The following is a 13464-nucleotide window of genomic DNA, read 5'->3' as shown; positions in this document are numbered from 1 at the left end:
TATGAAATTGCCTACTATAACATATGTTAGTAGAACACGGGGATTAAGACTGTCAAGTAATGCTTTATAGAGTAAATCTAGTAGAAACTGGATTGATATCTTAATAGCGACTAAGCTAAACAAGATTGGCAGAACTGATAACTTCATGTCGATGCCACCTTCCTGATTACTGACAATCGATGCAATCACATCGTAACACAGTTGATTAAACTTTCTGGCGTACTATATATAAAAAATGGTCAATACTATAGTACTATGACTCAGAGCGCAAAAGAGACAATTGACAAAAGCCAGGTTTGCCGTCTCTTTTGTTCCAAAAAAGGGTGAAGATATATGTTAGATAGCCAAAAATATAGAATGAAACACTACTTACACTTTGATCATAGAATACAAATACAGCATGTTGAAAGCTATATAACAGATTCAAAGAGAATTGCTGTACATAGTTTTTTACCGTTTATTCATTATACGATTACATCTGAAAAGTATACTGGCATAAATAATCCTGAATTAAACAATCGCCCTGCTACATCTAAAGAACGCAATATTATGTATGCAGGTCATCTTGATAATTATATTTACAAATATTACACTGAGGAAATTTTAAACAAAAAATATAATAAATGGTGTGATGATAATGGAGTTGACGAATGCTCAATTGCATACAGAAATAATAAACATGGTCAATCAAACATTGATTTCGCAGCTACAATTATAAATGACTAAAATCAACCATAGATTATTAAAAAGAAGATTGCTAGTCGTTTTAAATGATATTCGTTTAAGTAACGATTGGTATAATATTTTTAAGTCTATTACGAAATACGGTTATTATAAAAAGGATTTTCTAATCGAACAATTTGGTACAGATAAACAATTAAAAAGTAATAAGAAAACTAGTTACTTTAGTCAACTTAAGGGATTTAGAGAATTCCAAAAGATACACAAGACGAAAAAAAATAAGCATCCTTATGGCATCCCCCAAGGCACTGCTATAAGTGCAGTTTTTGCTAATGTTTATGCAACCGACTTTGATGTCTCAATGAAAAGAATAGCCAATCAATATTCGGGTGTCTATAGAAGATACTCTGATGATTTTATTTTAGTCATTCCTAAAGATCAATGCACACATATATTGTCACTGGCAGAATTCAGACAAATCGAAATGAATGTGCTTCGTTTAGCATCGTTAAATAGTATCGAAATTCAAAAAGAAAAAACTAACTCTTACCTTTATAAAGATAAAAAAATAACAACTAGCGATGGCCAAACATTAACTAAAATTGATTATTTAGGCTTTGTTTTCGATGGAAAAAATGTCTCTATGCGTGGAAAAAGCCCTTATAAATTTTATCGCCAAGCATATAGACTAATCCACCGGGCAAAAAAAGTGCAAAAGAGAAAAAGTCTAAACAAAGCGCCTTATCGTAAACGTATTTATGGTTTATATACCGATTTAGGAACAAATCGAGGGGTATACGGAAATTTTATTAATTATGCCAAAAGAGCGCAAAGCAAATTTGATCAGCTATCCCCAAATACTACAAACCTAATGATGGAACAGATAAAACACCGAAAAAAGAAAATTGAAAAAAAGCTGGGGATTAAGATTCATAGTATTACCTAACGCTAATCTTTTACAATAAGTAATTTGACCAAAAAAAGTTAGACATATAGTTAAGCAACTTCTAAGATCTGAGTCCGGTATTCCGCCGGGCTTAGGTCTTTTAATTTTTGGTTCTATAATATTTTTTAGGGTATTCATACAATTACACGCATAAAAAAAGCACAGAATCACCTATTTATATATACTTGAATTGTCGATAAACAAGTAATAGAAAGGTGAACTGTGCAAATGAATTTTAACATGAATATCCCAGGATTAAAAGATGTAGAAGTTATGAAAATGGAAGAAATAGACGATCGAATCGCGTTATATGTACAATTGCCAAAATATACGTATCCACGTCCAGTTTATAAAAAACATCGAAGGTTCACGATTATCGTATACAGAAGATCCATTATTTAAAGTGGTTTGAACGTTTAACGATTCTATTCTATAAACGTCGTCGTTATGTATGTCATTGCGGAAAGCGATTCTCTGAAAATACCCCTTTCGTTGATAAATATCAACGCTACTCAAAAGAATGGAATCAAGTGGTAAGTATACGTGCTATTAAAGCCAAAACATTTAAAGCAGTTGCAGAAGTACTAGGTACATCAACCACGACGGTCATTCTCCGTTTTAAAAAGATAGCGACTAAACAATTAGTAGAGGGTGTACGGTTACCAAAAGCGATTGCGATTGATGAGTATAAAGGCAATACAGATACAGATACCTATCAGCTAATCATTGCAAATGCGGAGACACGCGAACCGATTGATATTTTACCCAATCGTAAAAAAGCAACAATAAAAAATTACTTGAGTCAGTATGGAACAGATGTTGAAATAGTGGTCATAGATATGAATCTAAGTTTTAAAGCAGCTGTTCGTCAAGCGCTGGGTCGACCTGTCATTGTAGCAGATCGCTTTCATTTTAGTCGTTATATTTACTGGGCTATGGATGAAGTACGCCGACAAGTACAAAAAGAATGGGACAAATGCAATCGCACAAAATGTAAACGTATGCGTCCTGTGTTTTATAAACGTGCATCCAAATTATCACCGAAACAACAGTGGTACTTACAGCGCTATACAGAAATGTCTGCAACATTGAAAGTAGCTCATGAATTAAAGGAAGCCTATTGGTTTGATTGGGCAAGGAATGATGTCGTAGAAAAGAAAAAGTGATTACAAGCTTTTTGCCGTAAGGTAGAAGGGACAAAATTACCCACTTTCTTAAAAGCAATTCAAACATTGAAAACTGGCAAGTAGAAATTTTAAATAGCTTCAGTTTTGGTTATTCCAAAGGCTTCTTGGAGGGCATTAATAATAAAACAAAAGTGATGAAACGGAATGCATATGGCTTTCGACGCTTCAATCACTTTCGAGCAAAAATCTTATTAAATTTAAGTATAAAGAAATCGGGGTTCGTCTGGGTTAACATGCTAAAGATTACACCACCCCAACATTTGACGTAGAACCTTTAAAGTTTTCAATTTCAAATAACATCAAACTCCCCCTCGTCTTATAAGTTTACCTATTCCATCCTTAACTATACTTATTATTTTTTACTATGCTATTGATGTATAGTTTAACATACGTAGTCATCCTAAATTTTCAGATACCCCAGTTTTAAAATTATAATTTAAAAGTTTTAGAAATTTTATAACAAGTATTTGAATTTACTTGATAACCTTTATCGTTCTCTAAAATATCCACATGCTTTTTCTTCGGATAGCCTCTACTTTTCTTACGATTTACGCAGGCAATCGCTTCACTGCAATGTACACTTTGGTCTGGTAAAGCAACACCTTCTACAGCTGCGCCGTGATGTGGCACGACAATTGTATTATAGAGTTTCATAAAAGGTTGCGGGAACTCTATGTATTCGCAATCGCCAGGCAATAACATTGAATGCCCATTGTTTTTCACTTCTAATATTAGCCCTAAATTATTTAAATTATTGTACTTTGTCTTCCAGCTATAAGTATTTCCAATTGTCATCTTTTTTCCTGATTGATTCCCTTGTCCTTTTCCTAATACAAAATAATCGCTCTTAAAAATGACTGTTCCATTAAATGTATCTGCAGCAAAAACGGCATTAATATTGCTTTCTTTTACTAAATAAACTGCTAATCGTTTAGAAGATTCACTCGCAGTATCAATAATTTGTGGGACAATCCATGTTTTCTCATAATCGATTTTACTGAATTTAGAAACACCTAAAATATGATCTAAATCCCAATGGGAGAGTATGATTAAATTTGATTTTTTAGCCTCTAATGCCGCCTGTTGTATCGCATCCTCATAAAGGGTACTTGTTTCAGTGATAGTAAATCCAATATCAAAGCACAATGAAAATATTTCATTCCCTTTGTCCATACCTTTCACTTGAATCCAATTACCTTGGCCTACTGAATAGACAATAACATTTATTTCAAAATCATTATATTGTGATAAATTTAAAGCTTGTTCAAATTGTTCCTTTACTTCATCCCCTTTATTCACTATCCAGTTTTCCTGTTCTTGACTTAACAATTGATTAAAATGCTGTTCAATATCTGTAGAAGCCTCTTCTCCAAATATTAGTCGCCGTCCTTTACGTATGATAGGAGAAGCACTAAAAAGAAGTGTACCTTTAATCATTTTTTCATTAAATTCCCCCTGAACAGATACATCAATATAAAGGCTTACGTTATACCATTTATTTCTCTCTAACCCCATTTGTTCTATTTTTTTATCTGTTAAATGGACTGGGATAAATTCATAAAAATACGGTCGATAATTCGGGAAGCGTGAATCATATTCGCCTAATAAATAACCCGTATCCACTTGAAGCATCTTTTCGTTCGTTAAAGTAACAAAAATTTCCCCATCCTCTTCAACAATTTTACCGTATGTTTTTTGATTTTGAATAGTGTCATTGCTGTATAAAATAACTTCTTTAAAGTCATTAACAATGCAATATGTATCCAGAAAGAAATCCTTTGTATTATCTACAATTGGAGTAGCATATGGATAATTATCATCTTTCGTCTGGAATAAAGAATAATTAGCATCACCAATACACTTCCGCTTACTCTTTGCAAATAAATACTTTAAATGTTCTACAGGCATTTCTTTTAAAGCTGCTATCTCAACTGAATAAGTAAACGTTTCATTTGCTAATTCTTCGGTCAATTTTTTAATTTCATCTTTAGAATACAACCGTACTATTTTTCCATAATACACCTTATCCATAAAGTAAATAAAAATATATCCTGGTTCTTCTTTGCAAACTCGAACTGTCTTAGCAGCTAATACTACGTTGACTAATATAAACTGAATCGATTGCTGTAAATATCCCTTACTTAAATCAGTTACTCTTCCTTGATCATTTCGAAAACTATGGACATTCTTAAAAAATAAATGCTCCACGCTCATCATCTACCTTTTTTCATATATTTATCTCATTATATTACCCAAAATACTTAAAAAACGAAAAAAAGAGAGATTGGATAACCCCAAAATCCCTCCAAAGGAAAAAAATTCAACTATTCTTATTCCCAAATTAATACACTGAAAAGAAACTTAGTGAGCTTTCAATCAACTTCACTTATTTGTTTTAATATAAGCAAATAAAAATGGTAATGCCTCTAACCCAGATTCTTTCATTTTTTTACGTAACGTGCTGTAACTTTTACTGTTATGTGCCGCTACTTTTGAATAACTTTGAATAACAAGTATCGCATCATCAACTGTGAGCTCACCATTATGCGCAGCCACACCAATTAAAAGAGCTTTAATGATTTGATAATTAATCACAATATCCTCATATGCCTCAAATGGTGCTGCAGCATTAAAAGGAAATAGATTTGTAAAAATATAATGCACTACATAATTTTCTAAAATATAATGATGCTCTTGAATAAACTTATGATAGTTAGCCTGTGCAGTAATATATGCCTTAAGCGTTTCTTCTGTAATTTCCTTCTCTTCAAGTGGTCCTGTTTGTAACCCTCGAATAAATTGGTTGACAACATTCACAAAACGAGGATTAAATGAAATTTCTTCAATCGTTGTTCGAATTAATTCTTTATGCAGTTGTAATTGTACAAGTTCGTTACCCTTAACACTCAAAATTGCTTGTAGGTATTCTGGCATTGATATCCGTTGCTCCATCTTCAAAATTACTTGCTCAATATTTTCAAGTGTTTGCGTTTTTTTATTCACTTGCTCCATAAATACTCCTAAAAGCAACATACGTATATCGAGTGGAATACTACGTTCTTGAAGCAAATTTATCGCAAATATTCGAACTTTCCATATGAAATCTACTGCTTCACCTTTTACAAAGGCTTTATTTATAACTCGTTCATTCGACTGTGCCAAAACTTCCTCAAATTCTAATCCCTCTACTTGAAGTAATAATGTCCGGACTACTTCTGGACAGGACAGTGATAAAGATTTTTCAACATACTCACCGACTTGACGATGCTCACGAGGATAAATAGCACATGTATTACATAAAGCACTTTCCCCTAATTCTTTATGAATAATACACCATTTGTTCTCATCTAAAAAATGGCATAATCTTTCGCCATTCCATTGCATTAAGCCATAGTTAGAATCATTTGTAGCATTCTGATTTTTCACATACGCCTTTTTAGCTAAAGGCTTAATTACAGAATTACTAGATGTTGTCACCTTCATAAATCCAACACGATCAATATCAACTCTCCAGCTATTACAACAATGATCCTCACAGGCAGTACCTATACATCGAAATTCCTCAGTGCCTTTTGGAACTATCATTACTTTACCCATTATATCAGTCCTAATCAACAAACTTCCCCCTATAATTCTTTTGTCCTATTTATTAAACTAGTTTCTTTCTAAGTTAACTTTCAGTCCCACAAAATTAATTAGTATTTACAAATGAATTTAATTTATCTATAACAAACATTATTTCTTCATTGCTTATTTGTGGATGAATAGGTAATGTTAAAGCTTTTTCATACCAACTTTCTGCTTCTGGGCAAAGCCCTTTTTCATAACCCAATTTTTGATAATATGGATGCCAATAAACAGGGATATAATGCACGTGTACACCAATATTTGCTGCACGCATTTTTTCAAAAATCTGTTTACGATTTCCCTTCTCTAATTGAATCATATATAAATGCCACCCAGACGCTGTATTTTCTAGTAGCTGTGGCGTAATAACACCTTCCATAATTTTCAATTTTTCTGTATACAACTCTGCAACTTCTCTACGCCTCTCAATGAATTGGTCCAGCTTTTTCATTTGTGAAAGACCTAGTGCTGCCTGTAAATCTGTCATTCTGTAGTTATAGCCAAGTTCAGTCATTTCATAATACCAGTCACCTTGCTCTTTTGCATAAGACGTTTGTTCAATACCATGACTACGGAATTTTCGAAGCTTTTTATAATACTCTTTATTATTAGTAACAATAACGCCACCTTCAGCAGTTGTAATCGGCTTTACTGGATGGAAGCTAAACATTGTCATATCCGCTTGTATTCCAACTTTACTCCCTTTATATTCAGCACCTAACGAATGAGCGCCATCTTCAATAACAACCAGATTGTGCTCTTTCGCAATTGACATAATTTCGTCCATATCGGCAGGCTGTCCTGTAAAATCAACCGGAATAATTGCTTTCGTTTTCTCTGTAATATTAGCTTGAATTTGTGCCGGGTTGATATTATAAGTCACTGGGTCAATATCAGCAAAAACAACCGTTCCTCCAACATAACGTACACAGTTTGCACTAGCAACAAAAGTAATAGGAGAAGTAATAACTTCGTCTCCTTCTCCAACCTCCGCAGCATAACAAGCACCATGTAATGCTGCTGTTCCATTACAAAAAGCAACTGCATATTTTGCTCCAACAAAATTCGCAATTACTTGCTCAAACTCAGCAACTTTAGGTCCTTGTGTTAAAAATGGCGAACGTAGTGTATCAATAACTGTTTGAATATCTTCTTCATCAATTGATTGACAACCATATGAAATAAAATGCATATATTTTCGCATTATCTATTATTCCTCATTTCACAAAATAACAATAAACACAGAAATAATTAACAATATTTTTCGTAAAACTCTCTGCGTATAATAAAGAGCCATATGTATCTAATTCAAATCAGAAACTTGTTACTCTTCTATTTTAATAATACATTTTATATCTTTCTAATTAATCTTTTGAGCTGTGATAACCCACCAGCTATTATGTTCTTTCAAATTATTTTTCCAATAATCATCTCGCTCAATTAACTCAACTTTAAAATCTGCATTTTGTAATAATTTCACAGCCTCTTCCTTATCCAAAAAAGTATAAGTAAGCCCACTATAAACTCCTTGATTCTCAAGTAAATATGTATTTCTTGCTAACTGCTTTCCTTGTTTATATAAAAAGTCTTCTTTTGTTCTAAAATTAATAAAAAGCTTACCATTCTTTTTAAGAAATTTATTTACTCTTTCTAAATCTTTTTTTATCTCTTCTTCAGGTCGCAAAAAGGCTACTCCGAACATCAAAACAACATCATAAAACTCTGTATATTTTACATCATCTAAATTAGCTAATTTTACATGAACATTACTACCAAATAAGCTTTTGACCGTATCTACACTTGATTCACTATAGTCTATTCCATGTGCCTCAAATCCATAATCCATTAATAATTTCAAGTGCCTACCAGATCCAAAACCAATATCAAAACCTCTGCGTGTTTCCTTATTTTCTTCTATATTTGGATAGTTACGCGCTAAAAAAGCTACTACTCGTTCATTTGGATATAACATAACATCCTTTTCAATAACAGAGGACCAAATCTTTTTATTTTGCTCATCATAATTTTTCACCATTATTATCGCACCACCGAATCTAATACATTTTGTCTTAAATCTAATATTGCTTCTTTTGTATTTGCTTTTAATAGAAAATAGCCTCTCTTATAAATATCAGCACCTTGCTTTACTGTAGGTACCGTATCATTAATATTTAGGTTAAATTTAAATTTAATGATACCATCCTTTGAATAATCTAAAGCTTTTGTAATTTTTTTATTTGGCAAGTCCCAAAAATATAAGCCTATGAAATTTGTTTTGTCTGTTAGTACACAATCATTATTGTCATTCGTCATTATATTGATACATTGTTGAACAACAGGTTCTCTGTAATACACATTAAGTAAGTTCTCATAAATCCCTAACCCCGCTGGTCTTGGTGAAGCTTCAATAATAAAAATTTGTTCCCCATCAATAATTACATCAGCATGCATCATTACATTTTTTAACCTGACTATATGTACTAATTTTTCAAATTCCTTTTTTACTTTTTCTTGAATGCTATTATCAATTACAATAGTAAATCCTGTTTCTTGTCGATATGGCATATCAGTCAGCAGTTTCTCACGAATACTCAGTATATAAACTTTATCTGAAATAACTAAATCCACACCATATTCAATCCCCTTTACGAATTCACTTATTAAACAGTGCTCTGTTGGTAATAAAGCATCTAGATGTTCTTGTATTAAGGCAGAGTCTTCTTTCTCAACAAGAACAATACCTCGACTTCCAGAACCTTTACTTGGACGTAAAATACAACAACAATTCCATTCTTCTAGAGCAGCTTGAATCTGAAATATAGTAGGCTCTTTTATTGAAAGTTCTTTTGGATTATAGAATCCATGAGTTATCTTAAACTCCTTAAATTTTTCTTTATCTGAAAATAATTCAGCTTGCTTTCGAGTTACTCCCTTTAAGTTTAATGCATCATTGACAGCACCCATTGTAGTAATTAAACTTCCAATTGGTACTGGTATAACAAAATTAATAGCATGCTTTTTTGCTAGTTCAATTATTTTTTCTTCATTTTTTATGTCTATACAATAACCTTCATTAGCTACAGTCAATCCCCTTGCTAAAGGATTGCCATCTACAGCTATAACATAGATACCTAATTTTTGTGCTTCTTCAATAAAAAAGATTTGTTCTTCTCCAGCACCAACAGCCAAAGCTTTTAAATTCACTATAATATTAGCTCCCAACTTACAGGTGTTCCTTTTTTAGCATCCTGTTTAATCGTCTTACCTAATAATAAATCATAATATTTAGTAGGCAATCCAAGCCCTGGACGTACATCTCTTAAATTTTTTTTTGTAAATACATCTCCTACTCTCATATCTTCACCAATGTAAAGAGAGCGTCGGTCATCGGTTGCTTTTATTTCAGATTCTGTCGGACCATATTTTATATTACCTACAGCTTGCCAAGCTCGCTCCGTTTCTTCCACTAACATTTTTAATTCATGTGGTTCCATCGAAAATGCCGAATCTACTCCACCTTCAATACGAGAAGTTGTAAAGTGCTTTTCGATAACTGTCGCTCCTAAAGTCACAGCTGCTACAGATACTCCTAGTCCCATCGTATGGTCAGATAAACCCACTTCTACATTAAATAAATCACGCATATGTGGTATAGTAGCTAAATTTGAATTCTGTGGTGATGCAGGATATGTACTTGTACATTTTAATAAAATAATTTGGTTATTTCCTTCTCTTAATACGGTTCTAACTGCTTCATCTAATTCTGATGCTGTCGCCATACCAGTTGATATAATAATAGGTTTACCTGTACTTGCTACTTTTTTTATTAAAGGGATATCGACATTTTCAAATGATGCTATTTTATAGGCTGGGACATTCAATGTTTCTAAAAAATCTACCGCTGTTTCATCAAATGGTGAGCTAAATACAATTAACCCTAATTCATTTGCATAATCAAAAATCGGTTTATGCCATTCCCATGGTGTGTATGCTTGTTCATATAAATCATATAATGATTGTCCCTTCCATAAACTATTTTCATTTGTTATGAAAAATTCATCTGTATGCACATCTAATGTAATTGTATCCGCAGTATACGTTTGTAATTTTAACGCATCTACTCCTGCTTCTGCTGCCAACTCCACTAAATGTAAAGCTCGTTCTAATGATTGATTATGATTGCCCGACATCTCAGCAATAATAAAAGGTTTTTCATGCTTTCCTATCTCACGATTTCCTATTTTAATCATTGTATCAACTCCAATATAGAATCTACCCATGCATTAGGTTTATCATTTTCTGTTATCTTTAATCCTTTATCACTTACTTGTTGTAATTTATCAACTGTAACAGTATTCAATATATTTTTATATGTGGCTACAGTTACTTCTTCGTGCCATCCTAGATTTATACAAGTCCCTATCTGCCCCGCATAAGTAGTACCTAATCGTTGATTTTCTGCAACAATTGTACATATTGAAGGTAAACCTATAAAACTTCTTTCCCAAGCTGTGATGCCTCCAGCACCTATAGATAAATCTGCTTTACTCATTAATTCAGCCATATAATTAATTTGTTGGTGATATTGATAACCTTTTTCTATACAAATTTTTTGAATCTCTTGTCTTTGCATGTTACTACTTCCAACAACAATATCGACATGTTCAAACGATGTAGTTTGCAGCGCTTTTAATACTTTTAAAGTTTCAATTGTCGGATCAGATCCGCCCATAAAAACAAGTAGACGATTAATTGAATGTATTTTTCTAGGTTGACGTACAGCTAAAAATTCATCACGCAAAATTAAATATTGTGGTCCTAAATGCTTTATACAATGTTTTGGCACTAATAAATCATAACGTACAGAATAGTCTGGAAGTACACTTTGATCTAATAAAATATCACAATCATGCTCACGATTTGCTAAATCATCTATCACCATAATATATTTTGTATAATTACGCATTTCTTTTTCATCTTGAATATCTCTATCATAACAATCTACTATATATAAATCTGCTTTTGTATATTCAAAACTATGCTCATATCCCTGTTTTATAACATAATCAATTAAATTACCGGGCAAATTACGCATGACAAAAGTAATATAATATGAATATTTCTTTAAATTATTTGCAATAGTTAAGCATCTCATAATATGACCGATACCAATTTCAATTGAAGCATCTGCTACAATCACAATTTTCTTCATTAAATCACCGGTTTCTGCTGAATATGTGCATTTATTTTTGCTATTTCAGGATGATTTTTTAAATATTGAATAACTTCTACGCTTGATACTAAGGGATTTTGAAAATAATTTGCAACAGCTTGTATTAATTTATAATCTTCTTTTGTATCGAGTGTAATACGTAACTTTAAAGCTTTCCGATTTTCTGGAACTTTATAAGTCACTGCTTCAAATTGTTCTTTAAATTCATATGCATAATATGTAACATGCTCACGATGACGTGGCTTCTGACCCACATTATAAATATGTAATAGTGCTTTGTATGAAATGATTTCAACCGCTAATCCGCGCGGAATATCTCCCTCTAAAAAAATAATATCCTTGTGTTCTTTTTGTATTAATTTAACCATTTCACTAGCCATTTCATAATCTACAAATGGGCAATCTGATGTAACTCTCATAATATAATCAGGTTGATACAATTTTGCACATTGTATATAGCGATCAAGCACATCATCTTCTGACCCACGATAATATACTACGTCATGTTTTTCACACCACCTTACAAGTTCATCATCCTGTGGTAATGAACTTGTTGCTACAATCACTTCACTTACTCCTTCAATTGATTTACAACGAGTAACGTTATATGTTAATACATCAACATCATGAAGCGGTTTTAAAATTTTTCCTGGTAAACGTGATGAACCCATTCTTGCTTGAATAATAACTATTATGTTCACCCTTGTACCTCCTAATTAAATTCTAATAATATTTTAAATAATATAAAATCCCCTAAAATTATTCATATTGTTGTTATAGATTTTCTATTAATTGCTGTAATTGTTTAATACTTAACCATTCTGTATTCTTATCACTTGTGTAAGCAAAGTTTTCTGGTAAAAGCTTCCCTTCATTAATATATTCCATCGACCACCATGGAAATTCAGGTTGGATGACATAATACGTATCAAACTCCTTAGTATGACGAGCATCATCTTCCATAATCATTGCTTCATGCAACTTTTCCCCTGGACGAATACCAACAATTTCATATTTACAATCTGGTGCAATTGCTTTTGCTAAATCCATAATATTCATACTTGGAATTTTAGGCACAAAAATTTCGCCGCCATGCATACGTTTTAAGTTTTCTAATACAAATTGGACACCTTGTTCTAACGTAATCCAAAAGCGCGTCATACGTTCGTCTGTAATCGGAATCACACCTGTATCCTTAATCTTTTTAAAAAATGGAACAACACTTCCTCGACTACCAACAACATTGCCATAACGAACTACTGCAAAACGGGTTTTCTTCTCACCAACATATGAATTTGCTGCAACAAATAGTTTGTCTGATGCTAATTTGGTTGCACCATACAAATTTACTGGTGAACAAGCTTTATCTGTTGAAAGTGCAATAACCTTCTCTACGCCACGATCAATTGCAGCTTCAATAATATTTTGTGCACCATGAATATTCGTTTTGACTGCTTCAAATGGGTTATATTCACAAGCATCTACATGTTTCATTGCAGCCGCATGAATAATGATATCTACACCATCAAATGCTCTATATAATCGCTCCTTATCACGAACATCTCCAATAAAAAAGCGTAAACGTTCATCATGAAATTCCTGTTTCATTTCATATTGCTTTAATTCATCTCTACTGAAAACAATAATCTTTTTTACATCTAGTTCTAAAGCTTTACGTATAAACGTCTTACCGAATGAACCTGTACCACCTGTTACTAATACTGTTTTATCTTGTAGCATAACAAATCCTACCTCTGCTCTAAAAGTGTTTGGATATTATGTATAATCAT

The 13464-nt window shown here is 32.5% G+C and carries 11 protein-coding genes and 1 pseudogene; 3 read left to right on the top strand and 9 right to left on the bottom strand.

What is annotated here, in order from left to right; all coding sequences use genetic code 11:
- Nucleotides 1-333 precede the first annotated feature (333 nt).
- The 3 genes and pseudogenes from MHB39_RS03610 (at nt 334) to MHB39_RS03600 (ending at nt 3046) form a co-directional block, all read left to right on the top strand.
- Nucleotides 334-726 carry a hypothetical protein gene (locus MHB39_RS03610; protein ID WP_312123806.1) on the top strand — a complete coding sequence of 131 codons (393 nt, stop codon included), beginning with the start codon at nt 334-336 and terminating at the stop codon, nt 724-726.
- Entirely contained in the window at nt 719-1627 is a 909-nt protein-coding gene (locus tag MHB39_RS03605; protein WP_312123807.1) for a hypothetical protein, read from the top strand. The genes MHB39_RS03610 and MHB39_RS03605 overlap by 8 nt, the downstream gene beginning before the upstream one ends.
- Nucleotides 1628-1855: 228 nt before the next feature.
- A pseudogene (locus MHB39_RS03600) lies at nt 1856-3046 on the top strand (ISL3 family transposase).
- Nucleotides 3047-3243: 197 nt separating this feature from the next.
- Here MHB39_RS03600 and MHB39_RS03595 read toward each other — a convergent pair.
- From MHB39_RS03595 to pseB, 9 genes are all read right to left on the bottom strand, one after another.
- Nucleotides 3244-5022, bottom strand: a complete 1779-nt coding sequence (locus MHB39_RS03595; RefSeq protein ID WP_312123808.1) for a hypothetical protein — start codon at nt 5020-5022, stop codon at nt 3244-3246.
- A gap of 174 nt (nt 5023-5196) precedes the next feature.
- Nucleotides 5197-6429 carry a flagellin lysine-N-methylase gene (gene fliB, locus MHB39_RS03590; protein ID WP_312123809.1) on the bottom strand — a complete coding sequence of 411 codons (1233 nt, stop codon included), beginning with the start codon at nt 6427-6429 and terminating at the stop codon, nt 5197-5199.
- Nucleotides 6430-6505: 76 nt separating this feature from the next.
- Complete coding sequence (pseC, locus tag MHB39_RS03585) at nt 6506-7645, bottom strand: UDP-4-amino-4,6-dideoxy-N-acetyl-beta-L-altrosamine transaminase (protein ID WP_342545866.1); 1140 nt, start codon at nt 7643-7645, stop codon at nt 6506-6508.
- Between the two features lie 156 nt (nt 7646-7801).
- Nucleotides 7802-8476: a class I SAM-dependent methyltransferase gene (locus MHB39_RS03580; RefSeq protein WP_342545865.1), complete on the bottom strand. Its 675-nt coding sequence runs from the start codon at nt 8474-8476 to the stop codon at nt 7802-7804.
- 2 nt (nt 8477-8478) lie between these two features.
- Complete coding sequence (locus MHB39_RS03575; RefSeq protein WP_342545864.1) at nt 8479-9645, bottom strand: ATP-grasp domain-containing protein; 1167 nt, start codon at nt 9643-9645, stop codon at nt 8479-8481.
- Entirely contained in the window at nt 9645-10691 is a 1047-nt protein-coding gene (gene pseI / locus MHB39_RS03570) for a pseudaminic acid synthase (RefSeq protein WP_342545863.1), read from the bottom strand. The genes MHB39_RS03575 and pseI overlap by 1 nt, the downstream gene beginning before the upstream one ends.
- The gene (gene pseG, locus MHB39_RS03565; RefSeq protein WP_342545862.1) at nt 10688-11641 is read right to left on the bottom strand and encodes a UDP-2,4-diacetamido-2,4,6-trideoxy-beta-L-altropyranose hydrolase; all 954 of its coding nucleotides are present in this window, start codon (nt 11639-11641) and stop codon (nt 10688-10690) included. Before pseG ends, pseI begins: the two co-directional genes overlap by 4 nt.
- 11 nt (nt 11642-11652) lie before the next feature.
- Complete coding sequence (locus tag MHB39_RS03560; RefSeq protein WP_342545861.1) at nt 11653-12375, bottom strand: glycosyltransferase family protein; 723 nt, start codon at nt 12373-12375, stop codon at nt 11653-11655.
- 73 nt (nt 12376-12448) lie between these two features.
- Nucleotides 12449-13414 carry a UDP-N-acetylglucosamine 4,6-dehydratase (inverting) gene (gene pseB, locus MHB39_RS03555; protein WP_342545860.1) on the bottom strand — a complete coding sequence of 322 codons (966 nt, stop codon included), beginning with the start codon at nt 13412-13414 and terminating at the stop codon, nt 12449-12451.
- Nucleotides 13415-13464 lie beyond the last annotated feature (50 nt).

This window comes from Lysinibacillus sp. FSL K6-4013, assembly GCF_038630435.1.
Taxonomy (GTDB): domain Bacteria; phylum Bacillota; class Bacilli; order Bacillales_A; family Planococcaceae; genus Lysinibacillus; species Lysinibacillus boronitolerans.
This window is presented reverse-complemented; position numbering and strand designations above follow the sequence as displayed.

What these genes read in the sequence shown, in the direction of transcription:
- MHB39_RS03610 (WP_312123806.1), top strand. Translation starts at nt 334, where the DNA reads ATGTTAGATAGCCAAAAATATAGAATGAAACACTACTTACACTTTGAT.
- MHB39_RS03605 (WP_312123807.1), top strand. Translation starts at nt 719, where the DNA reads ATGACTAAAATCAACCATAGATTATTAAAAAGAAGATTGCTAGTCGTT.
- pseC (WP_342545866.1), bottom strand. Translation starts at nt 7,645, where the DNA reads ATGCGAAAATATATGCATTTTATTTCATATGGTTGTCAATCAATTGAT.
- MHB39_RS03580 (WP_342545865.1), bottom strand. Translation starts at nt 8,476, where the DNA reads ATGGTGAAAAATTATGATGAGCAAAATAAAAAGATTTGGTCCTCTGTT.
- pseI (WP_342545863.1), bottom strand. Translation starts at nt 10,691, where the DNA reads ATGATTAAAATAGGAAATCGTGAGATAGGAAAGCATGAAAAACCTTTT.
- pseB (WP_342545860.1), bottom strand. Translation starts at nt 13,414, where the DNA reads ATGCTACAAGATAAAACAGTATTAGTAACAGGTGGTACAGGTTCATTC.